We start from the raw sequence: 17492 nt of genomic DNA, 5'->3' as shown, positions 1-17492 counted from the left end.
TGGTTCCGTTTTTAGCCATTGGCAACAGTTAGAAAACTAATTTCACTCAATTGACCGAGTTACGTATCTGAATTTCATGAGAAAAATCGCTCTTTGGGCAGGCTTTTGGGCCTTATGTGTCTCAGCTTTCGCTCAAACCTCCCCTTCTTCAACATCCACACCGGGCTCCAAATATGACCCGTTGGCGCTCTTTCACCCGTTGTTCAACATGCAGCCGGGCAACGATTATCGCACTGGTAGCGGTGCACCCGGCCCCAACTACTGGCAAAATCGCTCGGATTACCAGATCAATGTCACCCTCGACGATCAGCAAAACACCATTACGGGCGAAGTGACTATCACCTACAAAAACAATTCGCCAGAGTCACTAGCCTACTTATGGCTTCAACTGGACCAAAACGCGTTTAGCGATACCTCGCGAGCGGCCAAAACCACACCTGTATCGGGCGGACGGTTTGGGAACCAGGGTTTTGCGGGTGGGCTGACCATTTCAAGCGTTACGGTCGATCATAGCAAAGGGAAGTTTTCGACTGTTCCCTATACCATCACCGATACCCGGATGCAGGTCCGCCTGGCCGAGTCGGTAAAGCCGAAAGGCGATGTTATCAAAGTGAAAATTGCGTATTCCTTTAAGATTCCTGAGTATGGATCTGACCGAATGGGGCAACTGAAGCGGAAAGATGGCATTATCTACGAGATTGCTCAGTGGTATCCGCGCATGTGCGTGTATGACGACATCGAAGGCTGGAACGTACTTCCCTACTTAGGTGCGGGTGAATTTTACCTTGATTATGGTGATTACGAATACAGCATTACAGCTCCCTGGGACCATATTGTGGTCGGCTCCGGCGAACTCCTGAATCCCAATGAAGTCCTGACGGCCGATCAGCAAAAACGGCTGGAACAGGCACGTAAAAGCGACCAGACGGTAGTCATCCGGGGAAAAGACGAAGTAACCAACGCCAACTCCCGCCCGAAAAAATCCGGCACGCTTACCTGGAAATTCCGTTGCGAAAATAGCCGTGATGTAGCCTGGGCTTCTTCGCGTGCGTTCGTATGGGATGCCGCCAAAATGAACCTGCCTAGTGGCAAAACAGCCCTTGCCCAATCGGTTTACCCCGTTGAAAGTGCCACAAACGATTCCTGGAATCGCTCGACCGAGTACGTCAAAGGCTGTGTAGAGTTTTATTCAAAATACCTCTATGAATTCAGCTACCCCGTTGCGACGAATGTAGCCGGGATTGTAGGTGGAATGGAATATCCAGGCATTATCTTCTGCGACCACCGCGACAAAAAAGATGCGCTTTGGGGCGTTACCGACCACGAATTCGGTCACAACTGGTTCCCCATGATCGTGGGCAACAACGAACGGAAATTCCCCTGGATGGACGAAGGTTTTAACACGTTTATTAACGGCTTATCGACCGCCAATTTCAATAAAGGCGAATACAACCGCGAGCGTGGGACTATGCACGACCTGGCTCCTGCCCTGGCTTTTCCAACCGAGCCGATTATGACCATCCCCGATGTTCAGCAACCCCGAGCGTTGGGCATTCTGGCGTATTACAAACCGGGCATTGGCCTGAAATTATTGCGTGACGTGATTCTTGGCGCCGACCGTTTCGATTTTGCTTTCAAAAATTATGTGCAGCGCTGGGCTTTCAAACACCCAACCCCCTATGATTTCTTCCGTAGTATCGAAGACGGTGCCGGTGAAGATCTGGGCTGGTTCTGGCGCGGCTTTTTCTACGAGACCTGGCGGCTGGATCAGAGTGTTAAAGATGTAAAATATGTGGATGGTAGTGCCGATAAAGGTTCATTGATCACCATCGAAAACCTTGATAAAATGGCAATGCCTGCTACCATCGAGGTTACAGAGAGCAATGGCAAGAAAGGCCGGGTCAACTTACCCATTGAAGTTTGGCAGCGTGGTGGCTCCTGGACACTCAAGTACAACTCGACGTCGTCTATCAAAACCGTGGTTATAGACCCAGATCAAAAGCTGCCGGATATTAATCCTAAAAACAATACCTGGCGGTCAGAAGCGCAGTAGACACTGATTAGTCTTCAAGGCAAACCTGTCTAACCTTATATTTTTTGATCGAAAATCGGCGCGACTTGTCATTCCGACGATAGGAGGAATCTCAACGTTACTTATTAGTCAAGCTTGAGATTCCTCCTATCGTCGGAATGACAAACACATGCCCACTAAACTATAGTTTAGAAAGTTCAAACGGCCCTCAATAAAAAAGTCCTTGCTACCATAGCAAGGACTTTTTTATTGAATAGAACTCTACGATCAGGCAGCCGTTTTAGCCGGAACGTTCAACGCCTGCGATTCAACTAATTCTAAATCCGGTTTCGACTGATCGGCTACGGTAACTCGACCACGCTCTTTACGCACAATTCGTGAGTAAAGCGAAATCTCCTGATCGAACAGGAAGCGGAAGAATAATCGGACATACGAGGTATGGTACTTCAGCGTATCGTAATACTCAGGTGCTGACTTCTTAATCTCAGGCAGTTTGTTCCAGGGGATTGAGGGGAAATCGTGGTGTTCGTTGTGGAAACCGACGTTCAGGTTTACGCCATTCAACTGGCCATAGTAGCTGTAGGTTTCCTGCTCGGGATCGAGTGTCAGGTAATGCTCCTGAATCCAGCGGGCACCCAGCGGGTGCAGCCCAACCGAGAAAAACAGGCAAAGCAGCAGGAAGGCCAGCGCTTGCCAGCCAAAGAAAAAGACGATCAGGGCATCGAACGCCACCTGTACGATGATATTGGCAGCTACCCACTTATCAATCACGGCTAGTTCATGCATGCGAATTGTACGAATAGCTTGAAAAATCGGGAAGAAAAGTAGCCAAAGCGCTTTCCCAATCGAATAATTATTGATGAGTTTCGCTTCGTACCAGTCGGGCAAGTCAGCATCCAGTTCGTGCACGCCCTGAAAGGCATGGTGCTTAATATGGAAATTCTTGAACGATAGCGCCGTTGGTAAAACCGTGGGCAGGTTCGCGAAGATAGCCGCCCAGGCATTGGCAGTCGGCTTGCGGAAAATCAAATTATGCGCAGCTTCGTGAATACAAACGAATAAGGTATGCGCTGGAAATGCACCAATAAACCAGGCAGCCGCTACGACAATCCACCAAGATTGATCACGAACCAGCCAGGCCAGGCCAACCATCATGGTTACACAACCCAGAATGACCCAGAATGTGGTCGGGTTTTTCTGACCAATTAATTGCTTGATTTCAGGGTGTGCTTTAAGAATTTGTCGGGTACGAATACGGTGCGGTTCGGTCGAGGTTGAACGAACAAAATCTGTGAATCTTGCCATAAATGAGGTGTCGCCGGAACAACAGGGCCGCCTGTGCGGCTCAGTGAAAAAATAGACAGTAAAATTAACACAATTTTAGCTGGCAATCCTACTCAGCTAGCCGAAAATTGCCTGATTTTAATCATATTTCCGCCAAATAAGAAAGGCGAAGCTGATTAGCTCCGCCTTTACTGATTCAGGTTGATTCAACAAATTTATGTAGTGGGTGGGATGGTGAATGGTGGAATGACTAATAACCAATCGGGAATGAGTATCCGAGCGAAAGCGCTACCCCACGGTTTCGAACGTTGACATTAACAACGGGCACTTGTATCTGACGGGTGAATCCTTGTGTGTAGCGGCCTTCGAAGAAGAACTTTCCAGCGCCTGCATCCATCGCAAGGCCTAATCCTCCAACGGCTCCGACATCCCAACGACTCAGTGCACCTCCATAGTTGACATCGATGTCAAAGGGCTGCGTTGAAAATAAGGCAGAAGCCCGTGTACGAATTCGTCCGTCGATGGCGTAACTAACCGAAGGACCAACGATCAGGTAGGGTTGAACCGCACCATCGGTCAGATTGATCTTTGCCAGCAGTGGAATTTCGAGGTGTTGCGACTGGTAAGCGATGGTAGCTCCGATGGGAAGATTAAATCCGCCCAGGTTTAAATCCATGCCTTCTTTTATGGCCACTCCTTTCTGCACATAGGCAAACTCTGGCCGGAACGACACACGCTCACTCAGTGGAATATCCAGGAAGATGGCACCCGTAGGGCCAACAGTTGGGTATAAATCAGGCAGTAAACTACCCATGTATTCGGGTTTAGAAGCAAAGCCCCAGTTGGCCCCTCCCCGAAGTCCAACCTGGACTTGGGCAAATGAAGAAGTTGAACTAACAAGAGCTACAAGGGCAATGACGGCGGCAAGCACAATTCGTTTCATGGTTCTGAAGGGACAAAATTGAAAGTAAAAGTTATTAAACCTGAAGTTGATTGTGTAGAGCGTCGGCTATAGGCAGAAGGTGTTTTTAAGTGGTTACATTGGTTAGAGGACTGCTGGCCAAAAAGGATTAATCAGCAGTAAAAAAAATTTCTGTTCGAAAGATCTGAACCTTTTTCAGCTTATGATATGGCTTAAGTCGACCGTTGCTAATCAGTACGTTGTATTTTTTCTTGAAAACATTGCAGCGTCCTTTTAACTTTACCCGTTACCTATGACCCTTTTATCAAATGAAATACATAAAGCCAACTAAATTCAGCTACCTGCCGAAGTTTCTGATGCCGTTGGATATTCTTGGCCTGTTCGACTGCGATCCGTTTGGTAGCTCGCTCTTACTCAGGCGAATACTGATCTGCATTGTGGGCTGGCTGACATACGCCCGTTACACGGTTGTGAATCGCATTCAGATCGAAGGCACCGAAAATCTGGAGAATTTACCCATCAACAACGTTCTGTTTTTATCGAACCACCAGACCTATTTTGCTGATGTCATTGCCTTCTTTCACATTTTCTGCGCTGTAAAGTGGGGTTTTCAGAACACCATCGTTCCGCCTATGTATCTGTTCGGCCCAAGAGCTCGTCAGTATTATGTAGCAGCCTCCGAAACCATGAAGAAGGGCTTTGTCCCACGCGTTTTTTCGGCTATCGGTGCCTTGACCATCGAACGTTCCTGGCGGGCCGAAGGGCGCGAAGTACAGCGGAGTGTCGACACGTCAGCCAATGATAAGATTGCGAAAGCATTGGCCCACGGCTGGGTCGTTAGTTTTCCACAGGGGACCACCACTCCTTACGCGCCCATTCGGAAAGGGACAGGACACCTCATCAAAAACAATGAGCCTATTGTAATTCCCGTTGTTATCAATGGATTTCGGCGGGCTTTCGATAAAAAGGGACTACGGTTCAAGAAACGAAATACCCTCTTGACCGTCCAATTCAAAGCGCCCCTTTCTTACAGCCCCGACGATACGGTCGATGACCTGGTTGCCCGAGTTCGACACGCTATTGAGCAGGATGCTCCCGAATGGGCGCAGGAGCAACAATAAGTAACGCGGACATCTTGTCCGCAGTGTTATAAGACAAGTTGTTCTCAACTATGCGGACAGGATGTCGGAATGCCGCGCCACCGCGTTACCCCATCTACTATGAAATTTCTCTTATTCCCTACTTTTTTCATTACGCTTATTGGCCTCGCGTTTAGTTGCAATAAAACCTCTACAACCACAACTAAAGGTGATTTTGCACGAGTTGTACTAGATACGAACCCACCCGTAGAGCCGCTATCACCCGAAGCGAGCATCGAAAAAATTCAGCTACCGCCAGGATATCATGTCGAGCTGGTTGCCAGCGAGCCTATGATTCAGGAACCCGTAGCGATAGCCTGGGATGGTAATGGACGTATGTATGTGGCCGAAATGAACACCTACATGAAAGATGCCAGTGCAACGGGCGAATACGCACCCACTAGCCGGATCAAGCGACTGGAGGATACCGATGGCGATGGCAAAATGGACAAGTCGACCATTTTTATCGACAGCCTCGTTTTGCCCCGTACCATTCTGCCCATAGGCGATCAGTTGCTGGTAGGCATCACCAACATTCAACACATCTGGAGTTATCGGGATACCAATGGCGATGGAAAAGCCGATGAGAAAAAGATCGTTTTCCGAAACGATGTGATCGACTCCCGCAACCTGGAGCATCAGAATGGTGGCCTGATCTGGAACCTCGACAACTGGATTTACCCCACCCGCGATAACCTTCGGTACAAATTCAAAGCCGGTAAACTCATAGCCGATACGCTGGTCGATAACATGATTGGTCAATGGGGCATGACCACCGACAACTATGGCCGGCTCTTTTATTCCGAAGCTGGACCCGGTTTGCCCGCCGTACAGATTCAGCAAAATCCGGCTTATGGCGCGCTCAACTTTGCCGATCAGTATACCGAAGATTTTACCAAGCCGTGGCCCATTATCGGAAACGTCGACGCGCAGGGTGGCCGCGAAGCGCTTCGAAAAGAGGACAACACCCTTAACAAATACACGGCGGGTTGTGGCCAGTCCATCTTCCGGGGCGACCGGCTCCCCGCTGATATGCAGGGCGATTATTTCATTCCAGAACCCGTCGGCCGGATTATCAAACGGGGCAAAGTCATCAACCGAAATGGAAAAATTCATATCGAAGATGCTTACAAAGAAAAAGACTGGCTGGCATCGGCCGATATGAATTTCCGGCCCATAAACACCTACACAGGCCCCGATGGCTGTTTCTACATTGTCGACATGTACCACGGCATCATTCAGGAAAGCGAGTGGACCAAACCGGGATCGTATCTGGGAAAAGTCATTCAGGACAAAGGCTTGTATAAAAACCGGGGCATGGGCCGAATCTATCGGGTAGTCCACGACGATTTCAAGCGCGACGCCCAAAAGCCTAACCTACTCAATGAATCAGCCAGTCAGTTAGTTACCTATCTGGATTATCCAAATGGCTGGTGGCGCGATAATGCCCAACTCCTTCTAGTGGTTCGCAATGATCAATCCGTTGTTCCGACACTAAAACAAATTGCCATTGGCCAGAAAGCGTCTTTATCGAAAGCTCCCAGTGCCTTGGCGCGTATCCACGCCCTTTGGACACTCGAAGGATTGGATGCGATTGACAAACCCACGCTGTTCAAAGCGCTTACGGATACGGATGCACAGGTTCGCAAAACGGCCGTCTGGATTAGTGAGGTCTACTTAACGAAGAAAGACCCGGAAGTAATTGAAAAGCTGGCGTCCATGAACAACGATTCAAGTCCCGACGTTCGTATCCAACTGGCGCTGTCACTCCGTAGCCATGCTACCCCGCGCACTCAAGCCCTCGTAAAACAATTGTTGGCTGATAACCCACAAAACGAGTTGATGCAGTTTTCTTATAAGACCTTTACCGAATCACAGAAAATGCTCCTGGCCGAGCAGGAACGTACCCGCAATCTGAGTCCCGCCGACCGTGCGCTGGTGACGAATGGAGCTACTATCTTTAAGCAACTCTGTGCCACCTGCCACGGCCCCGATGGCAAAGGCATTATGGTCGCTGGAAGCACGCAAATGCCCGCTCCTCCGCTGGTTGGTTCGCCACGGGTAAAAGGCGATAAAACGCTGGTCATCCAACTGCTGCTCAATGGTATGAAAGGGCCGCTAGATGGCAAAACCTATCGGGATATGATGCCGTCGATGGGTAGCAACGACGACAAATGGATCGCATCGGTACTCAGTTACATTCGGAATAGTGGTGAACTCGGCAACAAGTCGTCAGTCGTAACGCCTAAAGAAGTAGCTGATGTACGAGCTTCAACTCCAGTGATTCCGGGAGGCATGACCCAACAGGAGTTAGAGATTTTTAAACTGGGCCGTGCCGAGCGAACAAACTGGAGCAAACCTGACGCCCAATAATTATTGTAGCAGCTTATCATGAAAACAGTTATTGTAATTTGTTTCTTCATTGGATTAGCGACTCAATTGATGGCTCAGTCAGCTACCTTTACCAACTCCATCGGCATGGACTTTGTGCTCATCCAGCCGGGAAGCATGGTGGTGGGCCGATTTCAGCCGCCCTATCCTAACCCTCCCCAATCCGATGAAGCGGCTAAAAAAAATGGCGTTCAATGGACGAAGGCAGAGTACCAGCTTGCCGAAAAGCTAGTTAAACAGGAAGCACGACCGGGCTTTCCTGTCAAGATCAGCAAGCCGTTCTATATTGGCAAATTTGAAGTAACGCAGGGGCAGTGGAAACGGGTGATGGGGACAAATCCGTCGACCTTTCAGGGAGATCGGGTCAAAAACGATGCCGACCAGCATCCGGTAGAACAGGTTACCTGGCAGGATACGCAAAAATTCCTAACCAAACTGAACACGCTCGACAAGGAACATCATTACCGATTACCGACCGAATTTGAGTGGGAATATGCCGCCCGTGCCGGTGCCGATGATGATATTCCCTGGAAAACGATCTGGGCGTCTGCCCAAATGGGGTCCCCGACCACTGCAACAGTAGGCCAGAAAACACCCAACGCCTGGGGCCTGTATGATACGCTGGGCAATGTGTGGGAGTGGGTACAGGATTATTACAACGGAAAACTCTTCGCCGATCCAACCCCCACCCGATCAGGTGCGCAACATGTTCTGAAAGGGGCCTCGTTTGTCGGCGATGTAAAAAATGCGACCTATATGACCCACGCTGCCGGACCCGGAAACGGCTGGGATGTTGGCTTTCGGATTGTCATGGAAGTGAAGCAATAACCTTTTCTTAATCGATGCGCCTACAGACAGTAACGCTTATTCTTTGTCTCTCTCTGACAATACAGTTGGCCAAAGCTCAAATTGGGAAAATACCGGCAGGCTTTACCTCCATTTTTAATGGGAAAGACCTAAAAGGCTGGCACACCAGCCGGACATCGCACCAGGGAACAACCGGTAATTTCTATGTCGAAAATGGAGTAATCACCCTGAAACAATACCCATATGGTCAGGGTGGAATTTTACTCACCGATAAGAAATACGGCAACTATGAGCTTTATCTAGAAGCTAAAATTGATTCATTCTGCAACGGGGGCATCTTCCTTCGCTCCACCGAAAGCGGTATGGCCTATCAGGTTGAACTGGCTACACCCGGCGGTCTGGGCGATCTTCTGGGCGAGCGAATGAGCGTAAGTAAAGGCGCTAAGGCTACCCATATCGCCAACGTCTGGAAAGCTGGCGGCTGGAACTCGTTTCGCATCCGTATGGAAGGCGACATTCCCCGCATTCGGTTATGGGTCAACGACGAGCTTATGTGGGATGTTACCGAACCCAAAAATGACTTTATTGCAGATGCCAGCACCGGTATGATCGGGTTACAGGCTCACTGGTCGGCGGTGTATTCGGCAGCCGCTGAAGCGTTCAACATGGCAGGCTCCTGGAAACCCGGTGCCGCTCACCGCTTCCGAAACATTGCCATTAAAGAACTGTAATGTGGGCGGAAGCCCGCGAATCAAAAGGATTACCAGAAACTCTTAGAAGCTGTTAGAGTTAAGTTTTATGGGTGATTTCTGTGGTGTGGGATTCTTTAATCCGACACCGTGAGGTTTCTTAAAACCTCGTTTATTCCACGCATGAGGTTTTAAGAAACCTCGCTGGTCAGGTTGAAGAACCTGACCTCACTAACTCTAACAGCTTCTTAACTCGCGGGCTTCCGCCCACGTTATAGTTACAATATCCAGCGGAAGAAAATATAGAGGGTAAACGAAAGCAGAATGGAGACGGGGAGCGTCAGTACCCACGCCAGAGCGATATTCCGAATGGTGGCGGCCTGTAAGTTTTTCACCCCTTTGCTGGCTACCATACTGCCGGCAATCCCCGACGACAGAACGTGTGTAGTACTAACCGGCAGTTTTAGCCAGGAAGCAAAGCCAATCATAGTAGCAGCTACTAACTCGGCCGAAGCGCCCTGTGCATAAGTCAGGTGCTGCTTACCAATCTTTTCGCCCACGGTTACCACAATCCGACGCCAGCCAATCATGGTTCCTAAACCCAACGACAAGGCAATCATCAGAATAACCCAGAAAGGCGCATAGTCCGTAAAGCGACGCAAGCCACTTTCTTCGCCCAGGCTCTTGTTTAGTACAGCCATTTGAGCCGAACTAACGTTAGCGCCTTCATCGGCCGTAATCTTTTTCATATTGCTATTGATCAGCAATAAGTCTTTCCGCACGTCCAACCGCTTTTCGTTGGGAATTTTATTATCGACCAGCGGGCCATTAATTAATTTACTCAACTCGGCCAGTTCGGCGCGGGTTTCAACGAGTCGTTCGCGGTTAGCTGGTGAAAGCTGGCTGGAATCCAGGGTGGCTATTGTCTGCTCAACACCCACAATATTGGTTTGCATCAGCCGCGGATCAAGCTCAGCTTTAACGGCAAAGTGATATGGAACAATACCAATCAGGATCAACATGATCAGACCAACCCCTTTTTGTCCATCATTGCTGCCGTGAAAGAAACTCACCAACGAACAGGTTAAAATCAAAATACCCCGAATCCAGGACGGGGGCTCGGTATTTTTTTTCGGCTCCTTAAATAACTGATCCTTAACATCCTGCGACACGGATCGACGCAAAACGAACATCAACAAAATGGCCAGGCTGAAACCGAGTAATGGCGACAGGAGCAGTGCCTGGCCTGTTTCGAATGCTTTATCCCAGTTGACCGCAGCGCCGGTTTTATTCTCCGGGAGGGTAGAGAACGCTAAGCCAACGCCCAGAATTGAGCCAATCAGTGTATGCGAACTGGAGCTGGGAATACCAAAATACCAGGTTCCAAGGTTCCAGATAATGGCGCTTAGCAGCAACGCCAGGACCATAGCCACACTATGATACACATTCTGATCGACTAGCAACTCGACGGGCAATAGGTTGACAATACCCATCGCAACACCAATTCCACCCAGCAGTACCCCTGCGAAATTGCATATACCCGACCAGACAACAGCGACGGTCGGCTTTAATGAATTGGTGTAAATAACCGTAGCAACGGCGTTGGCGGTATCGTGGAAACCATTAACAAATTCGAAGGCACAGGCAGCAAATAAGCTGATAAAAAGGAGGATAAAAACATCCGTTTCTAATCCAAACATAAGTGAAGTATCTTCAGTAAGTAGGCCAACAGTGGGTCCGTAAGCCAATGATTGCCACAAAAGTACGTCAAACAGACCAGAGCAATGTTAACAAATTGTTAAGTAGAGACGCATCTTTGCGTCTCATACCCGGATGGCTCTGCTGACTCATACCGAGATGATTTTTACTGACACGCTAAACTATTACTGACGCACAGGAGACGCAAAGATGCGTCTCTACTTTTTGCCAGCCAGTTGACCACAGGCGGCATCGATATCTTTACCCCGGCTTCTACGAACGTTCACGGTTACGCCTTTGCCATCCAGAAAACCAGCGAATTTGTCCAGCGTTTTAGGGTCTGTATTTTTGAAATTAGCCTCTGCTATTGGGTTGTATTCAATGATATTCACCTTAGCGGGTACCCGCTTCGTAAACTTCCAAAGCTCCTGTGCATCCTGAAGTGTGTCGTTGAAGTTGTAGAAGAGAATATACTCGAACGTTATGCGTGTACCTGTCTTTTTGTAAAAATAACCCAGCGCATCACCCAGTGCCTGTAATGTATTGCTTTCGTTAATGGGCATGATCTGGTCACGCTTCTGATCATTAGCCGCGTGCAGCGATAGCGCCAGATTAAACTTTACAGCGTCATCACCCAGTTGCCGAATCATTTTAGCAATCCCGGCCGTCGAAACCGTAATCCGTTTGGGCGACATACCCAGACCATCGGGCGAGGTGATGCGATCGACCGATTCCAGTACATTTTTGTAGTTGAGCAGCGGTTCTCCCATACCCATATACACGATGTTTGAGAGCGGAACGTCGTAATTTTCCTTAGCCTGCCGGTCAATGGCCACTACCTGATCGTATATTTCGGCCGCATCCAGATTGCGTTTACGATCCATATACCCCGTAGCGCAAAACTTACAGGTCAGCGAACACCCCACCTGGCTCGATACGCAGGCCGTCATACGGTCAGTATCATCGTGACGAAGCGCCGGAATTAGTACCCCCTCGACCAGATTACCATCGAACAATCGAAACGAGGATTTGATAGTGCCATCGCTACTGCGCTGTTCCTGATCGACCGTAAGGGGCCTAATTTCAAAATGTGTTTTTAGTAATTCCCGCGTTGGCAATGAGAGGTTTGTCATCTGCTCAAACGACAAAGCGGATTTCTTCCAGAGCCATTCCTGAATCTGTTTGGCCCGGAATCCCTGCTCACCGTGCTGAGTCAGCCAGTCTTTGAGTTGGGAGGTATTTAGTTTACGGATGTCCTGCATGGTTAATGATAGAATGATTGAATGATAGAATGATAAAATAGGTTTTGCGCCAGCTATTCAATCATTCTATCACTCAATCATTCAAAATTAATTTTCGGCTCGCCATTTTTTTCCGGCTTCCAGTCCTTTCGGTACCCAGACGGCTGCTTTATCCATTACTTTGGGCGCAATGGGCCGTACATAAGGGTAGAGAAAGGCGTTTTCGGTATAGCGCGGGGGTATGACAACGTTCATATAGCTGAACAACCAAAGGATAACACTAATTCCAAACACCCAGGTAAAAAGCCCCACAGTCGCACCCGCCACACTGTCGAACGTTCCGAGCATCGTGTATTTCAGAGAGCGACGAAGAGCCCTCCCCAATTGATTGACCATCAATACCGTCGGAAAGAAAATAACCGAGAAACCCAGAAACGGCAATACCTTCCGGGCGAGCTCGCGACTGATGTACGGACTCAGCAGGTCTATTCCGAAGGCCAGAAATTTTAGCCCAACGATCATGGCTACTACGAAGGCGATGATGGCCACAACCTCCACCAGTAACCCTTTGCGGTAACCATTAAAAGCCCCCCAGGCGAGGGGAATGAGCATGAATAAGTCGAGGGTGTTCAAATTGAATGATTGAATTGTTGAATGATAGAATGATAGAATAGATCATTCGACCGAAACACCGGACCGTAATTCAATCATTCTATCATTCAATCATTCGATCATTGTAAAAGTTGCTTCACCATAGTCGAAATAGCTTTACCGTCGGCCTGACCGGCAAGTTCTTTGGTGGCTACGCCCATCACTTTACCCATATCCGACGGAGCCGACGCCCCAATGCGGCCCATGATTGCCTGTAGCTTTTCTAACAGTTCATCTTCCGACAACTGTTTGGGTAGATAATGCTCGATAACCGCAATTTCTGCTTCTTCAACGGCCAGCAGATCAGCACGATTCTGCTGACGGTAAATATCGGCTGAATCTTTGCGTTGTTTTACGGCCTTCGTTAAAATGCGGGTTTCATCTTCGGGTTTAAGATCGCCGGACTGGCCTTCTTTGGTTTCTTCGAGCAGAATCATTGATTTTACGGCCCGTAAAGCACGAAGTTTATCCTGATCTTTGGCCAGCATGGCCTGCTTAATATCGGCGTCAATTTGTTGTTTCAGCGACATCGTTTTAATGATGAATTATAAATGATGAATGATGAATATTGGTAAAACGAACCAACTCCCATCGAGCAAAGTTAACAAAACCATATACCTTTATCATTCATCATTTATAATTCATCATTCCCAATCGTGACTCGCTTATCCGTTAATATCAATAAAATAGCTACGCTCCGCAATGCACGCGGAGGTAATAACCCAGACCTAGTTCAGGTTGCTCTGGATTGTGAACGTTTTGGTGCACAAGGCATTACGGTGCATCCACGCCCCGACGAACGGCATATCCGCTATCAGGACGTGCTGGATTTGAGAGAAGTCGTTACAACCGAGTTCAACATTGAAGGGAACCCTGACGATCGTTTCATTGAACTGGTGAAACAAGTAAAGCCCGATCAGGTAACGCTCGTACCTGACTCGCCTGATGCCATAACGTCGAATGCTGGTTGGAATACGATCCGTTACGCCGACCATCTGCGTCAGTTGATCGCTATTTTTAAGGAAGATAATATTCGGGTCTCCATCTTCGTGGATGCTGACGAACGTATGGTCGAAGGAGCGAAAGCTGTTGGGACTGATCGAATTGAATTATACACAGAGCCCTATGCAGCGCATTATGCCGACAATCGTGAAGCGGCCGTTGCTCCGTTCATCAAAGCCGCTCAACGTGCCAACGAGTTGGGATTAGGCATCAACGCCGGTCACGATCTAAGTCTGGAGAATCTTCGTTTCTTCGATGAGCAGATTCCCGGATTGCTGGAGGTTTCAATAGGCCATGCTCTAATTTGCGACGCCCTGTATTACGGTCTGGAAAATACGATTCAGATGTATCGGCGCTGTCTGAACCGGGATTTATATGATTTGATTGACTGACTATGATTATGCTTTCATAGAAAGCTAACAAACAATAAATCAAGGTCGGTCAGTCAAATCATATAAATCCCGGTTCAGATGGTTCAGCAACTTTCTGTTGACGAATTCTTAGAGAAGGCGCAGACGCTTCCGATTATTGATGTTCGCTCACCGGGCGAGTACGATCATGCGCGTATTCCGGGAGCCGTGAATATTCCTTTGTTCGATAACGACGAGCGGGCGCAGGTAGGTACCAAATACAAACAGGTCGGAAAAGATGCTGCAGTCCTGTTAGGCCTGACACTGGTTGGTCCCAAGCTGGCTGATTTTGTGGTGCAGTCGAAAGAGCTGAACGCTGTCGATAAAGAAGTGTTGGTTCATTGCTGGCGGGGTGGGATGCGGAGTGGGTCGTTTGCCTGGCTGCTCGATACGGCCGGTATCACCGCGTCGACACTCGTTGGCGGCTATAAAGCTTATCGCAATGCGGTGTTGTCGTCGTTTGCCCAATCCTACAAGCTCATTATTCTGGGAGGCAAAACGGGTAGTGGTAAAACGGATATTTTAAAAGAACTCGCCCATCAGGGGGAACAAATCATTGATCTGGAAGCGCTGGCCAATCATAAGGGCTCATCGTATGGAGCCATTGGCCAACTAGCTCAACCCAGCAACGAACAGTTCGAAAACCTCATTTTCCGCCAAATAAGACCCCTGGATTCGTCGCGTCGAATATGGGTTGAGGATGAGAGTCGAAGTTTGGGTAGCTGCTTTATCCCATTATTGCTCTGGCAGCAGATGCAACAGGCTACTACAGTTTTTGTAGATATTCCAAAAGAGAAGCGTATCAATCGACTGGTGGCCGAATACACCGGTATCGATCACAATTTGCTTGTCGAAGCCACCGAGCGAATTAAAAAACGGCTAGGCGGCAAAGCCACTCAGGACGCACTTGCGGCCCTGGCTCATCAGGATTATGCGACTGTTGCCGATTTAACCCTGGCTTACTATGACAAAGCCTATACCCATGCCCTAGCGCAGCGCGATGCGGCTAGCATTCAATCGATAGAAGTTGGTGATGATGAACCAATAAAAACAGCCCGGCAACTCATTCAGTGGGCCGATAGTCAGATGGCCAGCGGTGTTTTGCGGTAGATCGAACGGAGCGGTAACTCTAACTGGTCCAGTTTGACCACATCATCAATAGAGCGATAATCGGCATCGAACCACTCAGTAGGGTTCCAACAGCGTCATTGGAATTTTAGGGGCAACTGCTTCCATAGCTAAGAGAAGAGGGAATGAACAATGTAAAATGCATAATGAACAATTGTTTTACAGTCAGAAACGACTCTTATTATTCATTGTGCATTTTACATTGTTCATTTAGTTTACCGTAAATATACTTATTTTTTAATTGAGGCACTCATTCGCCGGACCACCTCGCGTCTCTGAAAGCCTACATGCCAAACAGCAAACGGTACCTCCTGCTTGCCGAAACAGGCTTCACAGATGGGGCTATCGGACGGAACGGCGAGGTTATAGACGAACGATGTATCCGACGTTTTCTGAATATTTGAAATGGGAGCTAGCTTCTGTTTGGCGTTATAAAGGTAAGCCGACAGAATATCGCGCTCTTTCGAATTGATTGCTTTATTCTGAATATCGGCCGGTCCCAGCAAACGAATATCGAGCATATAGCTTTGGGCGATGGCTTTCGTTCGGGGCAGGTTTTGTAATTGGCAAAGCTTAGTTCGCTCGGCCGGGTCTGTTGTTTTCTGAAGCGCAGCGGTCAATTCTTTTTGTACGGTAGCACTCACTTTACCGCCCAGGTTATCAATCGTTTCGGTTAAATCGGCATCCGTGATTCGTTTAATTTTCGAATCAGCCATCTCCTGCTTCAACTCGTTGGTATACTTTACGCGCTCAGGATTACAGGAAGCTAGCAAACTGATTGATAAACCAGATAACAATACGATACGAAGCATAACTAAGAACTTATTGGAACATTGCTTTGTCATTGTTTTAGCAGAACATACCTGTTGTTGGCTTGGTTGCATATCCTCAGGATAAGTCCAACTGCCGGAGTGCCAGACCACAGGTTTTTCGTAACTTTGTTTTTTATTCATTCGTCTATAGATTCTTTGCCATCCTATCAGAACGGCAAGTAAAGTTATATACCATGCTCGAACAGCTAGAAGCCATTCGTGAACGCTTCGACGAAGTATCTCAGCAAATTGTGCAGCCCGAAGCAGTTTCGGACCAGAAGCGCTTCATGAAGCTGAGTAAAGAATACAAAGATTTAGAAAAAATCGTCTTGCAGTATAAGGCATATACCCAACTGCTTGAAGAAATAGAAAATGCCAAGCAAATCATCGCGACCGAAAAGGACGAAGATTTCCGTGAATTAGCCAAAGCCGAGCTGGACGAACTGCTTCCTCGCCGGGAAACGCTGGAGGAAATGCTCAAGGAGATGTTGATGCCTAAAGATCCCAACGACAGCAAAAACGTCATTCTCGAAATTCGGGGGGGCACCGGTGGCGACGAAGCGGCTATTTTTGCCGGTGATTTGTTCCGCATGTACCAGCGTTTCTGCGAGAAAATGGGCTGGCGCATGTCGTTAGTCGATTACACAGAAGGCACTTCAGGCGGCTACAAAGAGATTGTGACTGAAATTGAAGGCGAAGATGTATATGGGAAGCTCAAGTTTGAGTCGGGTGTACACCGTGTCCAGCGCGTACCGGCCACCGAAACCCAGGGACGCATCCATACGTCGGCAGCTAGTGTGGCCGTTCTGCCCGAAGCTGAAGAAGTCGATGTGGAGATTAACATGAATGACATCCGTAAAGACACGTTCTGTTCGTCAGGCGCAGGTGGTCAGTCGGTTAACACAACTTACTCCGCCGTTCGGCTTACGCATATTCCAACCGGGCTGGTTGTGCAATGTCAGGACGAACGCTCACAGCTAAAGAACTTCGATAAAGCCCTGACGGTATTACGCTCACGACTTTACGAGATCGAATTGCAGAAGCACAACGAAGCCATTGCCTCGCAACGCAAAACAATGGTAGGCAGTGGCGATCGCTCCGATAAAATCCGTACCTATAATTATCCGCAGAGCCGCGTAACCGATCACCGTATTGGCATGACGGTTTATAACCTTCCGTCGGTTATGGATGGCGATATTGGCGATTTCATTGAGCAGTTGCGTATTGCCGAAAACGCCGAACGTCTGAAAGAAGGAGCTGCCGCTTAAGATACTGTTTTCGTAAAC

15 protein-coding genes are annotated in these 17492 nt (G+C 48.4%); 8 read left to right on the top strand and 7 right to left on the bottom strand.

What is annotated here, in order from left to right; genetic code table 11:
- The first annotated feature begins 76 nt into the window (after positions 1-76).
- Positions 77-2053, top strand: a complete 1977-nt coding sequence (locus ACYVFD_RS04995) for a M1 family metallopeptidase (RefSeq protein ID WP_461088672.1) — start codon at positions 77-79, stop codon at positions 2051-2053.
- 246 nt (positions 2054-2299) lie between these two features.
- Here the strand turns inward: ACYVFD_RS04995 and ACYVFD_RS04990 are convergent, their stop codons facing one another.
- Both ACYVFD_RS04990 and ACYVFD_RS04985 read right to left on the bottom strand, forming a co-directional pair.
- A complete protein-coding gene (locus ACYVFD_RS04990; RefSeq protein ID WP_461088671.1) occupies positions 2300-3337 on the bottom strand; it encodes a fatty acid desaturase in 1038 nt (345 codons plus the stop codon).
- Between the two features lie 229 nt (positions 3338-3566).
- A complete protein-coding gene (locus ACYVFD_RS04985) occupies positions 3567-4259 on the bottom strand; it encodes a porin family protein (RefSeq protein WP_461088670.1) in 693 nt (230 codons plus the stop codon).
- A gap of 287 nt (positions 4260-4546) precedes the next feature.
- On the opposite strand from ACYVFD_RS04985, the gene ACYVFD_RS04980 reads away from it, so the two are divergent.
- The 4 genes from ACYVFD_RS04980 to ACYVFD_RS04965 all read left to right on the top strand — a co-directional run bounded on the left by ACYVFD_RS04980 (position 4547) and on the right by ACYVFD_RS04965 (position 9306).
- The gene (locus ACYVFD_RS04980) at positions 4547-5359 is read left to right on the top strand and encodes a lysophospholipid acyltransferase family protein (RefSeq protein WP_461088669.1); all 813 of its coding nucleotides are present in this window, start codon (positions 4547-4549) and stop codon (positions 5357-5359) included.
- A gap of 99 nt (positions 5360-5458) precedes the next feature.
- Positions 5459-7750 carry a DUF7133 domain-containing protein gene (locus tag ACYVFD_RS04975; RefSeq protein WP_461088668.1) on the top strand — a complete coding sequence of 764 codons (2292 nt, stop codon included), beginning with the start codon at positions 5459-5461 and terminating at the stop codon, positions 7748-7750.
- Positions 7751-7768: 18 nt separating this feature from the next.
- Positions 7769-8596: a formylglycine-generating enzyme family protein gene (locus tag ACYVFD_RS04970; RefSeq protein ID WP_461088667.1), complete on the top strand. Its 828-nt coding sequence runs from the start codon at positions 7769-7771 to the stop codon at positions 8594-8596.
- Positions 8597-8610: 14 nt separating this feature from the next.
- Positions 8611-9306: a 3-keto-disaccharide hydrolase gene (locus tag ACYVFD_RS04965; RefSeq protein ID WP_461088666.1), complete on the top strand. Its 696-nt coding sequence runs from the start codon at positions 8611-8613 to the stop codon at positions 9304-9306.
- Between the two features lie 236 nt (positions 9307-9542).
- Here the strand turns inward: ACYVFD_RS04965 and ACYVFD_RS04960 are convergent, their stop codons facing one another.
- The 4 genes from ACYVFD_RS04960 to ACYVFD_RS04945 form a co-directional block, all read right to left on the bottom strand.
- Positions 9543-10964 carry an inorganic phosphate transporter gene (locus ACYVFD_RS04960; RefSeq protein WP_461088665.1) on the bottom strand — a complete coding sequence of 474 codons (1422 nt, stop codon included), beginning with the start codon at positions 10962-10964 and terminating at the stop codon, positions 9543-9545.
- A gap of 216 nt (positions 10965-11180) precedes the next feature.
- Positions 11181-12224 carry a dual-specificity RNA methyltransferase RlmN gene (gene rlmN / locus ACYVFD_RS04955; protein ID WP_461088664.1) on the bottom strand — a complete coding sequence of 348 codons (1044 nt, stop codon included), beginning with the start codon at positions 12222-12224 and terminating at the stop codon, positions 11181-11183.
- An 87-nt stretch (positions 12225-12311) separates the two neighbouring features.
- A complete protein-coding gene (locus ACYVFD_RS04950; RefSeq protein ID WP_461088663.1) occupies positions 12312-12815 on the bottom strand; it encodes a CvpA family protein in 504 nt (167 codons plus the stop codon).
- 119 nt (positions 12816-12934) lie between these two features.
- A complete protein-coding gene (locus ACYVFD_RS04945; RefSeq protein WP_461088662.1) occupies positions 12935-13384 on the bottom strand; it encodes a GatB/YqeY domain-containing protein in 450 nt (149 codons plus the stop codon).
- A gap of 126 nt (positions 13385-13510) precedes the next feature.
- Between ACYVFD_RS04945 and ACYVFD_RS04940 the strand changes: the two genes are divergently transcribed.
- Together ACYVFD_RS04940 and mnmH are read left to right on the top strand one after the other, a co-directional pair.
- A complete protein-coding gene (locus tag ACYVFD_RS04940; protein ID WP_461088661.1) occupies positions 13511-14248 on the top strand; it encodes a pyridoxine 5'-phosphate synthase in 738 nt (245 codons plus the stop codon).
- 78 nt (positions 14249-14326) lie between these two features.
- A complete protein-coding gene (gene mnmH / locus ACYVFD_RS04935) occupies positions 14327-15376 on the top strand; it encodes a tRNA 2-selenouridine(34) synthase MnmH (RefSeq protein ID WP_461088660.1) in 1050 nt (349 codons plus the stop codon).
- 248 nt (positions 15377-15624) lie between these two features.
- Here mnmH and ACYVFD_RS04930 read toward each other — a convergent pair whose 3' ends face one another.
- On the bottom strand, positions 15625-16206 hold the full coding sequence (locus tag ACYVFD_RS04930; RefSeq protein ID WP_461088659.1) for a hypothetical protein: 582 nt from the start codon (positions 16204-16206) through the stop codon (positions 15625-15627).
- A gap of 194 nt (positions 16207-16400) precedes the next feature.
- Here ACYVFD_RS04930 and prfA point away from each other — a divergent pair, with 194 nt between their 5' ends.
- Complete coding sequence (prfA, locus tag ACYVFD_RS04925; RefSeq protein ID WP_461088658.1) at positions 16401-17474, top strand: peptide chain release factor 1; 1074 nt, start codon at positions 16401-16403, stop codon at positions 17472-17474.
- Positions 17475-17492: the final 18 nt, after the last annotated feature.

Source organism: Spirosoma gilvum, assembly GCF_054776815.1.
The sequence above is the reverse complement of the archived record's forward strand: the minus strand, read 5'-3'. Positions and strand labels throughout refer to the sequence as shown.